This window comes from Aquabacter spiritensis, assembly GCF_004346185.1.
GTDB lineage: Bacteria > Pseudomonadota > Alphaproteobacteria > Rhizobiales > Xanthobacteraceae > Aquabacter > Aquabacter spiritensis.
In genome coordinates, this window is sequence record NZ_SMAI01000017.1 from 81038 (window position 1) to 96433 (window position 15396).

Below are 15396 nucleotides of genomic sequence, written 5' to 3' on the forward strand. Positions count from 1 at the left end.
GGTCTCAGTTGGGTGTGCCGACGGTCCGCTCGATGAAGTCTCCGAGCAGTTCTTTAAGCGCCGTCAGCGACGGCATGTCCATCAGCATCGCAATATAACCGCGAATGTCCCGCTCCCGAACCGCGAAGTCGATATAGAGAAACATGACGATGTCGTCGGCCTGCGATCCCGGGCCGAGGGCGAAGAAGTCGCCGCTCTCGCCGCGCAGGATTTCCGGCAAGGACATTTTCAGGTTGCGTCGCAGCAGGTTGGCAATCGTCGCGAGGCAGCTGTTCAGGATAATGTTGCCGGTTTCGGCGAGCGCTTCCTGTTCCAGCTCGATGATGTCTTCGAGCGGCAATTCCCCGCCCGTGACCGCCCGCACCAGTTCCAGGCTCTTGGTCATGGGAAAGATCAGCATGGCGCGGCCGGCAATGTCGCCTTCGAACGCCTGGTGGACCGCCACGAGGTCGCGGTCCTCGCGCTCCTTCAGGATCTCGATCGCCTGCGCGGAGCTGACCAGAGCCAGCGTGGGCACGGACAGGAGCACCTGCTCGCCGACCATCTCGCGCAGGCTCAAGGCGGCCCGGCTGACGCCGAGATTGACCAGTTCGGTGAGGGCGTCCAGTTCCAGCTCGGAGAGGATCGGCGCGGCGTCTTTCATTCTTTCGCCGCCGCGTTCCGCCGGCTTGCGGCCCCGCTCAGATACTCAGCGAGAACCTTTTCCGTCAGCGGCTTGGCCAGAAAGACGGCGCCGATCTCCTGCGCTTTGCGGATGATCTCTTCCTGATGATTGGCCGACACCACCGCCAAGGGCAGGCTCGGATCGATCGCCTTCAGTTCGGCCGCCAGGGTCAGCCCGTCGCGGCCCGGCATGTTGAAGTCCAGCAGCGCCAGATCGACCTTGTGCTTGCGGACCTGGGCGAGCGCGTCGTCGGCATTGGCCGCCTCGAGATGCGTCCAGTCCGGGTGCAGCGACCGCAAGGATTTGGCGACCGACATCCGGGCCAGCTTGCTGTCGTCGACGATCAGTACGGTGCAGCTCATGAACGCTCCGGCGGGGCAGGTCGGAAAGGCAGGATCGGCCGTTCTTCTAGCTTAACTCCCGGACCGGCACAAAGATGCATTCGGAGAGGCCGCGTCCAATGCGGGATCGACGAAGCTGCGCAGGAACGGGCCCGCCGGTGGTCCCCGGCGCCGTGCGCCGGTGGCGAGGAGGATCTGGACCAGTGCGGCATGGGCGCTCTCGCAGCCGCGCCAGTCCACGCAGGCGTCGGGCGTGGCGGACAAGAGCCGCAGCAGGGCCTCCGCATCCTCGACCGGGCAATGCCCTTCGAGGACGAGGGTTTCGGGGTCGAGGCGCCGCACCGGCATCACAACATCTCCTGCACGTCCAGGACCAGAAGCACGCGGCCATCGCCGAGGAGAGTGGTGCCGGCAATGCCGCGCATGCCGGTCAGGATGCCGTCCATGGGCTGGAGCACGACGTCGAGCCGCTCGCCGAGCCGGTCGACCTCGAACCCGCCGATCTGCCCGTCCGTGCCGATCACGACGACCTGGGCCTCCGCCGAGGCGGTGCCGTCCGCCGGGCCGCCGAGTTCGCGCGCCAGCGACAGCAGCGGCACGGTCCGCTCGCGCAGCGTGAACGCCGCGGCGGCCCCGACGCGCACGATGCGCCCGCGTGGCACCCGGACCGTCTCCACCACCGCGTCCATGGGAATGCCGAAGGCCTGCCCGCCGGCCTCGACCGTCATGACCCGGGTGACCATGACGGTGAAGGGCAGGGTGAAGCGGACCGTCGTGCCGTGCCCGGTGCGGCTGTCCACGGCCACGCTTCCGCCCATCCGCGCCAGGGCCGCGCGCACCGCATCCATTCCGACGCCGCGGCCCGACAGACCGGTCACGGTTTCCGCCGTCGAGAAGCCCGGCCGGAAGATCAGGTCGATCGCTTCAGCATCGCTCAGCGCCGCCACCGCCTCCGCACCGGCCACGCCGCGCTCGGCCGCGATCCGGCGCACGCGGGGCAGGTCGATCCCCCCGCCGTCATCCGCGACCGCGATCACCACGCGCTCCCCCTGGCGTGCGGCGTGAAGGCGGAGGGTCGCGACCGCCGGCTTCCCCGCGGCGCTGCGGCGGGCGGGTGGCTCGATGCCGTGGTCGAGTGCATTGCGCACGACATGGAGGAGCGGCTCGAACACGGCTTCGACGACGGCCTTGTCCGCCTCCGTGGCCTCGCCCTCCGTCACCAGCCGGACCGGCTTGCCGAGGTCGGCCGAGATTTCCCGCACCAGGCGCGGGAAGCGCTGGAACACGTGGCGGAGCGGGAGCACCCGCAGGTTCAGCACCGCGCTTTGGAGTTCGTCGGTCAGACGCGCCAGCAGAGCGTGCTGGTCCTTCAGCCGCGCGGCGAGGGCCGGGAGATCCGTGCCGGTCTGGGCGAGCCGGGCGATATGGCCGACGGCATTCTTCGCCACCGTGACTTCTCCGGTGAGCTTCACCAGAGCGTCGATGCGCGCGACGTCCACCCGCAGCGTCCGGGCAGTGTCCGCCATCGCGGCGGCGCGCGGCGCGTCGGTCGCGGCCGGCGCTTGCGTCGCGCCGGCGAGGGCCTGCCGGATCGCGGCGGCGAGCGGGCCGGGATCCCCCGCTGCTGCGCTCGCCGCGGCGGCGCGCGCGACCGCCTCCGCCGCAGCGGCGGCGCCGACGCGGCGCAGGACGTTTTCGGCCAGCCGGCCGGCCGAGGCGATGCGCCCCGCCGCCGCCTCCGCGCCACGGTCCGACAGCAGAGCGAGTTGCGCCTCCAGCAGCGCGCGCGCCGCCGCCGGCAGAGCGGACGGCGCGGTGTCCTGCGGACCGGCGGGGGAGAGGGGGACGACGTCCATCTGCCCGTGCACGGTGTGAAGATGGGAGGCGAGGGTCGCTTCGGGCGCGGAGAGCAGCGCCAGAACAACCAGGCGGCAGGCGAAGGGATCGATCTCGTCGCGCGGCGGCCAAGGCCCCGCGGGTTCGAGGCGCAGCACCAAAAGGCCCGGCAGGGTCTCGATCACAGCCAGGGGATCGTCGCCGCGAAAGAAACAGTCTTCGGCCGGCCGCAGCCGCAGGGCGGTGCGGGCCTGCGCGCGGGCCTCGCCCGCCGCGGCGAGAAGCCCGTCGACCCAGAGGTCCGCCTCGGTGTCGTCCGCCGCGTCCCCCGCCGCGTCGCCAGGCGTAGCCGCGGCTTCGGCGAAGCGGCGCACGAGCAGGTCGGCGCGCGCCTCGGCGTCGGCAGGCGGGGCGCCGCTCGCCTCCAAATGGTCGAGCCACTGGATCACCTGGTCGAGGCAGGAGAGATAGTCGCCGACGTGCGCCGGGGGCATCGGCGCGCCGCGTCCCCGGGCGAGGGCGTCCTCCGCGGCGTGCAGCGCGCGTGCCATGGCGTCGAAATCGACGATGCCGGCGGCGCCCTTCAACGTATGAAAGGCGCGGAACGCGCTGTCGAAGCGGGCGGCGTCGCCGGGGGTGCGCTCCAGCGCGAGCAGATCGTCGGTGGCCTGCGCCACCAGTTCGCGGGATTCGACGAGGAATTGCTGGAGCAGGTCGTTCATGCGCCGGCCCCGCACATCAAATCGGCATAGTCCGTCAGGGTCGCCTGGCTGACCGGCTTGACGAGGTAGAAATTCGCGCCCGCCGCCTGCGCCGCCGCGAAATCCTGCGGGCCGGATTCGGTGCTGATGACGAGCGCGGGAATGGCGCACAGCGGCGCGGCCTGCCGCCGCAGCGCCTTGAGAAAGGTGAAGCCGTCCATCTGCGGCATGTTCACGTCGACCACCACGAGGTCGGCCGGCTGGAGCAGGAGCTTCTCCAGCGCTTCGAGGCCGTTCAGCGCCTCGTCGACGAGATAGCCGGCGGCTTCGAGCGCCTCGCGATAATAGCGTCTGACGAGACCGGCATCGTCGACCACCAGCACCCGCCGTCTGACGGCCTCAGCCATGGGCACCTCCTGCGGGTTTCTGATAGACGATGGCGTCGGCAAAGCGGCACACGTCGAACAAAGGCGAGATGCGGCTCATCGATTCCGTGTGGCCGAGACAAATATATCCGCCCGGCGCCAGGTTCTCGAACAGATTTTCTGCGGCCACCCGGCGTGATGCGTCGTCGAAATAGATCAGCATGTTTCGGCAGAAGATCACGTCGAAGACGCCGTGGCCGCGGGTCTGGCCCGGTTCGGACAGATTGACCGGCGTGAAGGCGACGGACTGGCGGAGTTCGTCGATGATCTGCCAGGCGTCCGGTCCGATCGGGGCGAAATACTTTTTCACCACCGCTTCCGACAACCGCATCAGCGCCCGCCGGCCATAGCGCCCGCTGCGGGCCGCCGCGAGAACCGCGGTATCGATGTCCGACCCGACGATCTCCACGTCATAGGCGTCGACCTGCGGCCAGTTCTCCAAGAGCCAGATGGCGATCGAATAGGGCTCCTCGCCGGTCGCGCAGGGCGCCGACCAGATGCGGATCGGCTCTCCCGGCGTCTTGTGCTTCAGACGCGCGGCGAGAAGGTCGGCGGTGAGGCAGCGAAACTGGTGGTCCTCGCGGTAGAAATAGGTCTCGTTGACGGTGAAGGCATTGATGAATTGCTCGATCTCCCCGGCGATGTCGCTGCGCAGCCGCGCGAAATAGCTGGCGAAGGAGGCCGAGCCGGTCGCCCCCATGCGTTCGGCGATCCGCCTTTGCACGAAATAGCGCTTGCTGTCCGTGAAGATCATTCCGGTGCGCCGATAGAGGAAGTCGCAGAGCCTGCGGAACTCCTCGTCGGTTTCCTGGGACGGTTTCACGTCAGCCGCATCTTTGCGCGGCGATGCGCGCGGCGGCGATTCTGATCGAGAAGGCCAGGAACGGGTCGCCGCCGAACCGCGCGGCGCATCGCGACAGAGCGGGGAGGATGTCGGGTCCGCCGCCATCTGCGAGGACCTCGACCGCCGCGGCACAGACATTGGCCTCGGGCTCGGTCTCGAGCAGCGGCCCGAGAAGGGCGTGCAGCTCCGGCGGGGCGACGCTCCGGCAAAGGTCGCAGGCGAGGATCCGGACGTCGGCGTCCGGATCGCGCAGCAATGCCGGCAGATGCCGGCCGGCCCGCCTGGGCATGGCGCGGAGCGCATCGAGCGCCGCGGTGCGCATGCCGGCATCGTCCGACCTCACATGCGCGAGCACGGCCTGCACGCTGGCGTCGGTATCGATGAGGGCGAGACTGGTGAAGATGGCCTCGCGGACCCGCATGTCGGGCTCCGTGGCCAGAGCGGCGGCGAGGGTGGGTACGGCCTCGGCGGATCCGGCGGCGGCGCGCGCCGCTGCCCACCGCTCTTCGGCCGTGCCGCCGGTGAAAGCGGGGGCGGGCGCCGCCGGATCGGGCGCGGCGGGGGACGGGCGGCGGATCAGGGGCATGCCGGCACCAATCCTCTCAGGCAGGCGGCGATCGCGGGGAGCGGCACGACGAAATCCGCGCCGTCGCGCCGGACCAGTTCGCCGGGCATGCCCCACACGACCGCGGTCTCCTCCGATTCGGCGATGGTCCGGCCGCCTGCGTGGTGAAGCAGCGCCATCGCCTCGGCTCCGTCATTCCCCATCCCGGTCATCAGCACGCCGATGAGCTGGCCGGCCGGCAGGAGGTCCATCGCGCTGCGCACCAGTCGGTCCGTGCTCGGATGCCAAGGATAACCCGCCTGAGACGGCGCCGCCATCGCCACCAGGCCCGCCGCGCGCCGCGACACGACGAGGTCGGCATCGCCCCGTCCGACATAGACATGGCCGGGCCGGAGCAGCGTGGGCTGCGTCACCTCCGCCACGGTCACGGCGCACAGGCCGTCGAGGCGGCGCGACAGCGGGCCGGTGAAGGTCGCCGGCATGTGCTGCGCCACCAGAATCGGCCAGGGAAACGCGGCGGGAAGCGCGGTGAGGAGGGTTTCGAGCGCCGGCGGCCCGCCGGTGGAGGTGCCGACCAGAACGAGGCCGTCGCCCGAGGCCGCGGACAGGCGCGGGCGCCGGGAGGCGCGTTCGCGTCCCGCGCCGGTCGGGGGGCGGGCGCCGATGCGGTGGCGGACGCGATCCTTCAGCCGCAGGCTGGCTCTCAGCTTCGCCTGGGCTGCGGCCCGCACCTTGGCGATCAGCGCGGCCGCCATGGTCTCGATGTGCAGCGACACCGCGCCGCGCGGCTTGGTGACGAAATCCACCGCCCCGAGCCGCAGCGCCTCCAAAGTCGCATCGGCGCCGTCCGCCGTCAGGGAGGACACCATGACCACCGGGCACGGCCGCTCCACCATGATGCGGTCGAGGCAGGCGAGGCCGTCCATCTGCGGCATGTGGATGTCGAGGGTGATGACATCGGGGGCGAAGGCGGCCAGTTGGTCGAGCGCTTCGAGGCCGTTGCGGGCGAATTCGACGGCGAAGTCCGGCTCCGCCGACAGAATCTGGCCCAGCAGCTTCCGCACCAGAGCGGAATCGTCCACCACGAGGATCCGGATCACCCCCGCACCGGCTTCTTGCGGGCGGCAAAGGCCTCCAGCAGGCCCTGCTCGGTTCGCGTCAGGAGCTCCTGCGGGTCGAGCAGCAGCACCATCCGCCCCTCTGCCGGCAGGTTGACCACGCCATGGACCAACCGGTTGTCCTCGCCGGCGAGATCCGGCGCCGGCGCGATGCGGTCCTGCGACGAGCGCAGCACCTGAACGACGCTGTCGACGATGAGCCCGGCGCGGTGGCGGGCGGTGCGCACGACCACGAGCCGCCGGCCGGCGGCCGTCTCCAGGGCCGGCATGCCGAAGCGCCGGCGCTGGTCGATGACGGGCAGCACCTCGCCCCGGAGATTGACGACGCCCTCCAGGAAAGCCGGCGTCCGGGGAACCCGCGTCAGCCGCTCCGGCACCGCCGCGACCTCTTCGACGCACGCGACGGGAAGGCCGAATTCGTCGTCGCCGAGCCGGAAGACGACGACGTGGAGCGGGGCAACGGGCTCGGCTTCCGCCGCCGAAGGGCCGGACCCCGTCTCCATCGCCAGCCGCTGCATGACGTCCTCCCCGAACAAGGTTTCCGGCGTGAGGACGAGGATCAGGCGTCGGCCCGCCTCGGCCCGATAGATCGATCCGATCCGCGTCTCGCCGCCGGTCCGTGCCGCCAGCGCGGCCGGCATCGGTTCCAGGAGGGTGGGATCGACGGGCATGACGTCGCGCAGGCGGTCGACGAGGAGGCCGACCGTCGCGCCGCGCACGCGGGTGACCACCACCTTCGCGCCGTCCGACGGCTCGCTTTGGGGCAGACCGAGCAGGCCGCGCAGGGAGAACAGCGGCAGCAGCGTGCCGCGATGGGCCATCATGCCGAGCACCAGCGCCTCGGCGTGCGGCAGGCGGGTGAGATGCTTCGGCGCGGGCACGACTTCCCGCGCGTCGGCCAGAGACAGGGCATAGTCCTGGGATGCGACCTCGAACGTGATCATCCGGGCGCGCTGGACCGTCGCCTGCACGGGTTCGGCGGCGGCGGGCCGCGTGCCGGCCGGGGGACGGCTGCGCTCCAGGGTGCGCTGCGTGAAGGCGTTGCCGATCAGGCCCGCAATGTCGAGGATCTTGGCGAGGGGCGCCGTGTCGCCCGTGCCGGCGCCGAAGGCGCCATCCAATTGTTCCCCGGGAAGGGCGGCGAGCCGCGCCGTGCGGGTCTCGATGTCACCGGCCGCGACCGTCACGAGGCCTTCGACCCGGTCGACCGCGAGCGCGACGGGCGCACCGCCGTCCAGCACCAGCGCGATGCCGGCGGCCACGCCTTCGCGGCCGCCCGCGAGCAGTGCCCGCAGGCTGACGACGGGAACGGCCGCGCCGCGCAGATTGCCGATGCCGAGAAGGCTGGGCGGCGCCATGGGAACGCGCGCCACCGGCGGCACGGGAACGATCGCGCGCACCTTCTCCACCGGCAGGGCGTAGAGCCGCGCGTCCGACCGGAAGGTCAGGAAGCGCCGGCGCCCGCCCGGACCGGGGGCATCGGGGGCGGGGTCAGCCATTCTGGGTCTTCAATTCGTCGGCGAGGGCGGCGATCTCCTCGATCGCGGCGGCGAGATCCTCGGCGCCCTTGGCCTGTTCGGTCGCGGCGGCTGCTGCCTGGCTGGAGGCTGCGCTCGCCTCCTCGGCCGCGGCCGAAATGCGTCGCGCCCCGACCCCCGTCTCCTCCACCGCGGCGAGAACGTCGCCCGCACCTTGCAGAATTTGCGCGCCGGCGGTGCCGAGCGCCCCGACATCGGCATCGAGCTTCTGCAGGGTGGCGAAGACGGCGCCGTTGTTCTGCATCTGGGCCTCGGCCGTGACGATGACCTGTTCGAGGTCGCGCTTCAGCGCCGCGACCTGGTCGAGGATCGAGCGGACCGTATCCTTCACCTTGCCCATGCCGTCGGCGGCCTCGCGCGCCAGAGCGCGGATGTCGTTGGAGACGACGGAAAAGCCGCGGCCGAACTCGCCGGCCCGCGCGGCCTCGATCGCCCCGCTGACGGCGAGCATCGTCGTCTGAACCGCGATGAGCGCGATCGCGTCCACCGTCTTCTCGATGTTCCGTCCGAGCGTTTCGGTGCGCAGGATGGCTGCGAGATTGTCCCGCGTGGCTTCCAGCGCCGCATTCATCCCCTTCGACAGGCTCTCGATCGCGGTGCGGCTCTCCGTCAGGGCCGTGGTCATGAGCTGGATTCGCTCCCCCGCCCGGATGGCGTTCTCCCGGGCCAAAGTCGCGCCGGCCACGATCTGGGCGAGGGCCGTCGCGGTCTGTTGGGTGGCCGCCGCCTGCTGGTGGGAGCCGCGATTGATCTGCTCGACCGCCGCCATGATCTGGCTGGCGGCGCTCGAAAGTTCCTGGATGGTGGCGGACAGTTCCTCGGCGGTCGCGCCGATCTGCTCGGCTGCCGCGCCGTCGGCGCCGCCGGTCCGCACGGATTCGGTCAGGGTCGCGAGCATCCGCGCCGCGATCTGCCCCTGGTCGAGCGATTGAGCCTGCTGGAGAATGGCTTGCTGCGCCTCGGCGGCGGCCGCCGCCTGCTGCTCCGCCGCCGCCGCCACCTGTTCCGCGCCGCGCTGGGCCTCCGCCGCGGCGTGTGCGGCCTCGATGGCGGAGGTGAGCGTGTCGGCACTGCCCTCGGCGATGCGGGTCATGTCCTGCCGGATCGCGTCCAGGGTCTCCGCCACCGCGCCGCCCGCCGCGGCCTCCGCGGCCGCCTTGTGGGCCGAGGCCTGGATCGAGGCGGCGACGGTGCGGACTTCGGTGCCGATGTCGTCGGCCAGCCCCTGCACCGTCTGCGCGCTCAGGTCCGACTGCTCGGCGAGGCCGCGCACCTCCTCGGCGACGACCGCGAAGCCGCGCCCGTGGTCCCCGGCCCGCGCCGCCTCGATGGCGGCATTCAGCGCCAGCATATTGGTCTGATCGGCGAGGCTGCTGACGGTCCGGCTGATGTCGCCGATCGCCTGCGCCCGTTCCTCCAGGGTCGCGATGACGCGCACGGTCTCGCTCTGGCGTGCGGCATTGCGTTCGATGGCCTGCACGATGGTCGCGACCTTCGTGGTGGTTTCGGACAGGACGTCCTGCACCGCCTCGGTCTTGCGGCGGGAGGTTTCCGCATGGAGCTGGGCGGTGGCGAAGTCCCGCGTCACCTGAAGCAGAGCGGCGAGCTGCTGCTGCGAGGCGCCGGCGGCTTCCTCCGCACCGGCCGCGGTCTGTTCCATGGCCCGGCGCAGTTCCTCGGCCGCGGCGGAGGCTTCGCCGATCCCGCTGGCGAGCTGCTCGGCGGCGGCGGCGAGGCGTTCGGACAGTTTGGCGTGCACGGTCTTCGCCGGGCTCTTGCGCCGCCCGGCGGCACGTGGGGCGGCGGGCGCCGTCACGCCGGCATCCGACGGCGCGGCACGCGGGGCGAGTTTTGAGCTTTTGACCAGAGCCATCCTGCGCTCGCTTGGGAAGAGGCCGCGACACGGAGGCCGCAGTGGGGAACATGATTATCAGTGATGATGATCATGCGGAAAAGGCAAGGGCAATTCGGCCGGCCTGCTTTGCTTGAGCTTGAGCATTCGCGCCGTCTTCCACGCATCGTCTGCGCGCATACACGGACGATGACCATGTTTTTGAGTGACGGCGTCGAAAGAATGCAAAAGGACGGCCGGGGCGGCAAGGCTGATCGTGCGGTCCCCGGTCAGGCGCCGCCATGGGCCTTGCGGTGCGCCATCAGCACGCGGGCGACATCCTCCAGATGCTGGCGCATCGCGCGGCCGGCCGCGTCGCCGTCGCCCGCGGCGATCGCGTCGACGATGGCCGCATGGTGCTCGGCGGCATGGACGGAGAAGGGCTCGTGGGTGTTCACGCGGTGGCGCTCGCGATGGACGTGCCACATGATGTTCTGGTGCATCGTCTCGAGCGTCGCGTTCTCGCAGCCGGTGACGATCGCGCGGTGGAACGTGTCGTTGAGCTGGTAATAGGCGGCGGCGTCGCCGGTCTCGGCAGCCTTGCACATCTTGTCGTAGATCCGCTGGATCCGTGCCACCGCGCGCGGCCGCCGGGCCTGCGCGACGCGGGTCGCGGCGAGCTGCTCGAGCGCCATCAGCACGTCCATCTTCTCGCCGAGATCCTCGACGTCGGGATCGGTGACGATCGCCCCGACATGCGGCACGAGCCGGACCAGGCCCTCCGCTTCGAGCGATTTCAGGACCTGGCGCAGCGGCGTGCGGGAAATGCCGTATTGCCGGCACAGCAGCGGCTCGGACAGCCGTTCGCCCGGTCCGAACCGGCTCTCGACGATGGCGCGCCGGATGTGCGGGAGGATCTGGTCGTGGATCGGTTCGCGCATGACGAGGGCGCTGTCGTCGCGCTCGATCTCCGTGGCGCTCCCGGTTTGATCCTGCTCGGCCATGACCTCCGTCCCGTCGGGCGAAGGCGGTTTCCGGAGCGGCCTCCAGCCGCCGCCCGTCACCCGCCCCGCAGCCATCTATGCCTGATTGCCGGAACCGTCTCAAGCGCTCTTGACAGGCTTTCGAGCAACGAAATATCGTATACGAAATTGACTAAAAACAAACACCGGAGCGGAAAATGAATGCAGCCGCCGCGGCTGATCCGAATACCGGCCAAGGCGTCGGCGCTCCGGTCCTGCGCAACGAGGACCGCCGCTTCCTCGATGGCAAAGGCGAATATCTCGCCGACATCCAGCTGCCCGGCCTGCTCGAAGTCGCCTTTCTGCGCTCCCCGCTCGCCCATGCCCGAATCCGCGGCATCGCGATTCCCGAGGCGCATCGCGGACGGGTCTTCCTCGCCTCCGACATCGCGTTCGCCCAGCCGATCTCGGCGGTCGGCGCGGCCCCCGGCTTCAAGGCCTCCGACTATCCCGCGCTCGCCGTGGAGAAGGTGCGGTTCGTCGGCGAGATGATCGCGATCTGCCTCGCGCCGACGCGCGCCGAGGCGGAGGACATTGCCCAGTCCATCCAGGTCGATTTCGAGGAATTGCCGCCGCTCTGGGACATGGACGTGGCGCTCGCGCCGGACGCGCCGCGCGTCCACGAGCATTGGGCGGACAATGTCGTGGTCGAGACCCGGATCGCGGTCGGGGATCTTGCGGCCGCGGAACGCGACGCGGCGATCACCGTCCATCGCACCCTCGCCATGGGCCGACATGCCGGCGTGTCGCTGGAGGGCCGGGGCGTGATCGCGCATCACGACCGGCGCATGGACGAACTCGTGGTCTATTCCTCGACCCAGTTCCCCCATGTCATCCGCACCATCCTCGCCCGCGCGCTGGGTCTCGCCGAGAGCAAGCTGCGGGTGGTCGCGCCCGATGTCGGCGGCGGCTTCGGCATCAAGAACAATTTCAACCCGGAAGAATTGGCCGTGGCGGCGCTGGCGCTCAAGCTGGGCAAGCCGCTGCGCTGGGTCGAGGACCGGCGCGAACATCTCGTCGCCTCGCCCCACGCCCGCGAGCACCGCTACGATCTGACCGCCTATGCGGATGCGCGCGGCAGGCTGCTCGGCCTGAAGGCACGGGTGCGGGTGGATGCCGGTGCCTATTCCGTATGGCCCTGGACCGCGGCGATGGAGGCCGGCATGTCGGCCGGCATCATGACCGGCCCCTACGACATTCCGGTCTATGACGGCACGGCGGTCACGGTCTGCACCAACAAGTCGCCGCTCGGCCCCTATCGCGGCGTCGGGCGCACCGGTGCCGCCTTCGCGATCGAGACCCTGATCGACGCGGTCGCGCGCGCCGCCGGGCGGGAGCCCGCCGACGTGCGGATCGAGAACATGGTCGCGCCGGACGCGATGCCCTACCGCTCCGTCACCGGCAAACTCTACGACAGCGGCGACTATCCCGAATGCGCCCGGCGGGCCGTCGCCGCCATCGATCTCGCCGCGGTGCGCGCGCGCCAGGGGCGGGGCGAGCCGGACGGCCGCCTGATCGGCTTCGGCATGGCGAGCTATACCGAACAATCGGCCCACGGCACGGCGGAATGGGTGGCGCGTGGCCTTCCCGTGGTGTTCGGCTATGAGCCGGCGCTCGCCCGCTTCACCCCGGACGGCAAGCTGATCCTGCATGTCGGCATCCAGAATCACGGCCAGGGTCTCGAGACGACCTTGGCACAGGTGGCGCACCAGGAACTCGGCATTCCGGTCGCCGACGTGGTTGTGCGCCACGGCGACAGCTCGCTTTCGCCCTACGGCATGGGGACCTTCGCGTCGCGCTCCATGACCATGGCGGGCGGGGCGGTGTCGCTCGCCTGCGCGCGGATGGCGGAGAAGATCCGCCGCATCGGCGCGCATCTGCTCCAGGCGCCGCGCGAGGCGGTGCGGCTCGCGGGCGGGCAGGTCTGGTTCGGCGAACAGTTCGTCTCGTTCGCGCAGATCGCCGACGCCGCCTATCTCCATCCCGAGCGCCTGCCGGAGGGCGAGGATCCGGCGCTCGAGGAGAGCGCGGTCTACCAGCCGGGGCGCTCGACCGGGGCCTTTTCCTACGCCACCCATGCCTGCACCCTGGCGGTGGATCCCGGCACGGGCCTGATCGAAATCCTCGATTACGTGGTCTGCCACGATTGCGGGACCATGGTGAACCCGCTCCTCGTCGAAGCGCAGGTCGTCGGCGGCGTCGCGCAGGGGCTCGGCACGGCGCTGTTCGAGGAAATCCCCTATGACGAGAACGGCCAGCCGCTCGCCTCGACCTTTCTCGACTACATGATCCCCGGCGCCTGCGAGGTGCCGGATGTCCGGGTCCTGCACATGGAAACGCCCTCGCCGCACACCCGCTTCGGCATCAAGGGCATGGGGGAGGGGGGCGCGATCTCGCCGCCGGCGGCCGTGGTCAATGCGCTCAACGACGCCCTGCGCAGGCGTGGGGTCGAACTCGCTTGCACGCCGGTGACGCCGCTGCGGGTACGGGAAGCCTTGGCGGCCGCGCCGCGTGCGAAAACGGAGGTCGTGGCATGAAGCCCGCCCCCTTCGCCTTCCACCGCCCCGCTTCGCTCGCCGACGCGCTCGCCTGTCTCGCGACCGGCGAGGCCCGCCCGCTGGCCGGCGGCCAGTCGCTGGTGCCGATGCTGAATCTACGTCTGACGCCGGTCGACGCCTTGGTGGAACTGCGCGGCGTCCCGGAACTCGCCGGAGCCACCGAGACGCCGGACGGCGCGGTCTATGGCGCGCTCCTCACCCATGCCGCGTTCGAGGACGGACAGGTGCCGGACGTGACGCGCGGTTTGATGCGCCATGTCGCCGGGGGCATCGCGTATCGCGCGGTTCGCAATCGCGGCACGATCGGCGGCGCTCTGGCGCTCGCCGATCCGGCCGCCGACTGGCTCACCACGGTGGTCGCGCTCGATGCCGAGATCGGCATTGCCGGTGCCGCGGGGACGCGCTGGGTGCGGGCGGAGGACTTCGTGCTCGGTCCCTATTTCACGGTGCTGGAGCCGACCGAGCTTCTGACCGCGGTGCGGGTGCGGCGCCTGCCCCAGACGACCCGCTGGGGCGTCTGCAAGGTCGCGGTCAAGGTGGGGGAATATGCCGAAACGCTGGTCGTCGCGCTGATCGATCCGGCGCGCGGCGAAAGCCGTGTCGTGCTCGGTGCGCTGGACGGCGCGCCGCTGCTCCTGCCTGCGACCGCGGCGGCGGCGGGCGCGGGCACGGCCAAGGCGGCCCTCGAACAGACCGTCGCGGTGGAACTCGCCGGTTCGGATCGTGACTTCACACCCGCCGATCTCCTTCTGCACGCGACCGCCGTCACGCGCGCCATTGCCGAGGCCCGGTCATGAAGCTGCCGATCTCCCTGACCGTGAACGGCGAACGCGTCGAAGCGCTGGTCGAGCCGCGCCTGCATCTCGCGGACTTCCTGCGCGAGCATCTCCGGCTGACGGCGACCCATCTCGGCTGCGAGCACGGCGTCTGCGGGGCCTGCACGGTGCTGGTCGACGGCGCGCCGGCGCGCGCCTGCATCCTGCTCGCGGTGGCCGCCGACGGCGCCGACATCCGCACCCTGGAAGGGCTGGCGGACGACCCGCGCATGGCGGTGATCAAGGAGAGCTTTCATCAGAAGCACGGGTTGCAATGCGGCTTCTGCACCCCCGGCATGCTGATCACGACCCTCGATCTTCTCGCCCGCAAGCCGGCGCCGGACGCCGCCGAGATTCGCGCGGGCATCAGCGGCAATCTGTGCCGCTGCACCGGCTATCAGGGCATCGTCCGGTCGATCCAGCATGCCGCCGCCGCGCTCGAACAGGCCGAGGAGGCGTGATGCAGATCGAGCAGACTTTCGAGCTTCCTGCGCCCCGCCCGGCGGTCTGGGCCGCGATGAGCGATGTCCGCCTGGTCGCGGACTGTCTGCCGGGCGCGGCGCTGCTGGAGGAATTGGGCGAGGACCGCCACAAGGGGTCGTTCAAGGTGAAGGTCGGGCCGCTGGCGGCGACCTTCGTGGGCGAGGTCGAGATCGCGCGCAATCCGGCGGACTGGAGCGCCGTCGTCTCCGGCAAGGGCGCGGATGCGCGCTCGGCGTCGCGGGTCACCGGCAGCATGACCTACAAGCTGGCGCAGACCGACGGCGGGACCCGCGTCCATGTGGTGTGCACGGTCAATCTGGCGGGTGCGCTCGCGCAGTTCGGCAAAGCCGGCATCGTCCAGGAGATCGCCAACCGCATCACCGCCGAGTTCGTGCGGAACTTCCGCGACCGCCTCGCTTCCGCCGCGCCCGCGGCGGAGGCCGCGCCGCGCGGCGAATCCCCCGCCGTGCCGCAGCCCGCTGCGCCGGAGCCGCCGTCGGCGGAGCGGCCCCACGCGGCGTCCGGTCACTCCCACTCCGACCGGGCCGCACCGTCCGGTGCCGCCCGGCCGCTCGATGGCGGCAGCCTGTTCGTCGCCATTCTGCGCGATCGGATCGCCGGCTTTTTCCGCCGGCTGTTCGGCCGCGGCGCCTGA

The 15396-nt window shown here is 70.8% G+C and carries 15 protein-coding genes; 4 read left to right on the forward strand and 11 right to left on the reverse strand.

Annotated features, from left to right (window positions below; translation table 11 throughout):
* Positions 1-4: 4 nt before the first annotated feature.
* The 11 genes from EDC64_RS20825 to EDC64_RS20875 form a co-directional block, all read right to left on the reverse strand.
* A complete protein-coding gene (locus tag EDC64_RS20825; RefSeq protein ID WP_132035016.1) occupies positions 5-643 on the reverse strand; it encodes a chemotaxis protein CheX in 639 nt (212 codons plus the stop codon).
* On the reverse strand, positions 640-1026 hold the full coding sequence (locus EDC64_RS20830; RefSeq protein WP_132035017.1) for a response regulator transcription factor: 387 nt from the start codon (positions 1024-1026) through the stop codon (positions 640-642). The genes EDC64_RS20825 and EDC64_RS20830 overlap by 4 nt, the downstream gene beginning before the upstream one ends.
* 51 nt (positions 1027-1077) lie before the next feature.
* Entirely contained in the window at positions 1078-1353 is a 276-nt protein-coding gene (locus tag EDC64_RS20835; RefSeq protein ID WP_132035018.1) for a hypothetical protein, read from the reverse strand.
* On the reverse strand, positions 1353-3563 hold the full coding sequence (locus EDC64_RS20840; RefSeq protein WP_245504821.1) for a chemotaxis protein CheA: 2211 nt from the start codon (positions 3561-3563) through the stop codon (positions 1353-1355). The genes EDC64_RS20835 and EDC64_RS20840 overlap by 1 nt, the downstream gene beginning before the upstream one ends.
* The gene (locus tag EDC64_RS20845; protein WP_132035021.1) at positions 3560-3949 is read right to left on the reverse strand and encodes a response regulator; all 390 of its coding nucleotides are present in this window, start codon (positions 3947-3949) and stop codon (positions 3560-3562) included. The genes EDC64_RS20840 and EDC64_RS20845 overlap by 4 nt, the downstream gene beginning before the upstream one ends.
* A complete protein-coding gene (locus tag EDC64_RS20850; RefSeq protein WP_165933835.1) occupies positions 3942-4790 on the reverse strand; it encodes a CheR family methyltransferase in 849 nt (282 codons plus the stop codon). The genes EDC64_RS20845 and EDC64_RS20850 overlap by 8 nt, the downstream gene beginning before the upstream one ends.
* Position 4791: 1 nt before the next feature.
* Entirely contained in the window at positions 4792-5397 is a 606-nt protein-coding gene (locus tag EDC64_RS20855; RefSeq protein WP_132035025.1) for a HEAT repeat domain-containing protein, read from the reverse strand.
* Positions 5388-6476, reverse strand: coding sequence for a chemotaxis-specific protein-glutamate methyltransferase CheB (cheB, locus tag EDC64_RS20860; protein WP_132035027.1), 1089 nt, complete (start codon positions 6474-6476; stop codon positions 5388-5390). Before cheB ends, EDC64_RS20855 begins: the two co-directional genes overlap by 10 nt.
* Entirely contained in the window at positions 6473-7993 is a 1521-nt protein-coding gene (locus EDC64_RS20865) for a chemotaxis protein CheW (RefSeq protein WP_132035029.1), read from the reverse strand. Before EDC64_RS20865 ends, cheB begins: the two co-directional genes overlap by 4 nt.
* A complete protein-coding gene (locus EDC64_RS20870; RefSeq protein WP_132035032.1) occupies positions 7986-9905 on the reverse strand; it encodes a methyl-accepting chemotaxis protein in 1920 nt (639 codons plus the stop codon). The genes EDC64_RS20865 and EDC64_RS20870 overlap by 8 nt, the downstream gene beginning before the upstream one ends.
* 248 nt (positions 9906-10153) lie before the next feature.
* Entirely contained in the window at positions 10154-10867 is a 714-nt protein-coding gene (locus EDC64_RS20875; protein ID WP_165933841.1) for a GntR family transcriptional regulator, read from the reverse strand.
* A gap of 176 nt (positions 10868-11043) precedes the next feature.
* On the opposite strand from EDC64_RS20875, the gene EDC64_RS20880 reads away from it, so the two are divergent.
* From EDC64_RS20880 to EDC64_RS20895, 4 genes are read left to right on the forward strand one after another with little or no spacing between them, the layout of a single operon-like run.
* Positions 11044-13422, forward strand: a complete 2379-nt coding sequence (locus tag EDC64_RS20880; protein ID WP_132035038.1) for a xanthine dehydrogenase family protein molybdopterin-binding subunit — start codon at positions 11044-11046, stop codon at positions 13420-13422.
* Positions 13419-14240 (forward strand): FAD binding domain-containing protein, encoded by an 822-nt coding sequence (locus tag EDC64_RS20885; RefSeq protein WP_132035041.1) that lies wholly within the window; start codon positions 13419-13421, stop codon positions 14238-14240. Before EDC64_RS20880 ends, EDC64_RS20885 begins: the two co-directional genes overlap by 4 nt.
* Positions 14237-14719 carry a (2Fe-2S)-binding protein gene (locus tag EDC64_RS20890; protein ID WP_132035044.1) on the forward strand — a complete coding sequence of 161 codons (483 nt, stop codon included), beginning with the start codon at positions 14237-14239 and terminating at the stop codon, positions 14717-14719. Before EDC64_RS20885 ends, EDC64_RS20890 begins: the two co-directional genes overlap by 4 nt.
* Complete coding sequence (locus tag EDC64_RS20895) at positions 14719-15396, forward strand: SRPBCC family protein (protein ID WP_132035047.1); 678 nt, start codon at positions 14719-14721, stop codon at positions 15394-15396. The genes EDC64_RS20890 and EDC64_RS20895 overlap by 1 nt, the downstream gene beginning before the upstream one ends.

Bases quoted from the DNA above. Each gene is read 5' to 3' on its own strand.
- EDC64_RS20825 (WP_132035016.1), bottom strand. From the start codon at position 643: ATGAAAGACGCCGCGCCGATCCTCTCCGAGCTGGAACTGGACGCCCTC.
- EDC64_RS20830 (WP_132035017.1), bottom strand. From the start codon at position 1,026: ATGAGCTGCACCGTACTGATCGTCGACGACAGCAAGCTGGCCCGGATG.
- EDC64_RS20835 (WP_132035018.1), bottom strand. From the start codon at position 1,353: ATGCCGGTGCGGCGCCTCGACCCCGAAACCCTCGTCCTCGAAGGGCAT.
- EDC64_RS20840 (WP_245504821.1), bottom strand. From the start codon at position 3,563: ATGAACGACCTGCTCCAGCAATTCCTCGTCGAATCCCGCGAACTGGTG.
- EDC64_RS20845 (WP_132035021.1), bottom strand. From the start codon at position 3,949: ATGGCTGAGGCCGTCAGACGGCGGGTGCTGGTGGTCGACGATGCCGGT.
- EDC64_RS20855 (WP_132035025.1), bottom strand. From the start codon at position 5,397: ATGCCCCTGATCCGCCGCCCGTCCCCCGCCGCGCCCGATCCGGCGGCG.
- EDC64_RS20865 (WP_132035029.1), bottom strand. From the start codon at position 7,993: ATGGCTGACCCCGCCCCCGATGCCCCCGGTCCGGGCGGGCGCCGGCGC.
- EDC64_RS20870 (WP_132035032.1), bottom strand. From the start codon at position 9,905: ATGGCTCTGGTCAAAAGCTCAAAACTCGCCCCGCGTGCCGCGCCGTCG.
- EDC64_RS20875 (WP_165933841.1), bottom strand. From the start codon at position 10,867: ATGGCCGAGCAGGATCAAACCGGGAGCGCCACGGAGATCGAGCGCGAC.
- EDC64_RS20880 (WP_132035038.1), top strand. From the start codon at position 11,044: ATGAATGCAGCCGCCGCGGCTGATCCGAATACCGGCCAAGGCGTCGGC.
- EDC64_RS20885 (WP_132035041.1), top strand. From the start codon at position 13,419: ATGAAGCCCGCCCCCTTCGCCTTCCACCGCCCCGCTTCGCTCGCCGAC.
- EDC64_RS20890 (WP_132035044.1), top strand. From the start codon at position 14,237: ATGAAGCTGCCGATCTCCCTGACCGTGAACGGCGAACGCGTCGAAGCG.
- EDC64_RS20895 (WP_132035047.1), top strand. From the start codon at position 14,719: ATGCAGATCGAGCAGACTTTCGAGCTTCCTGCGCCCCGCCCGGCGGTC.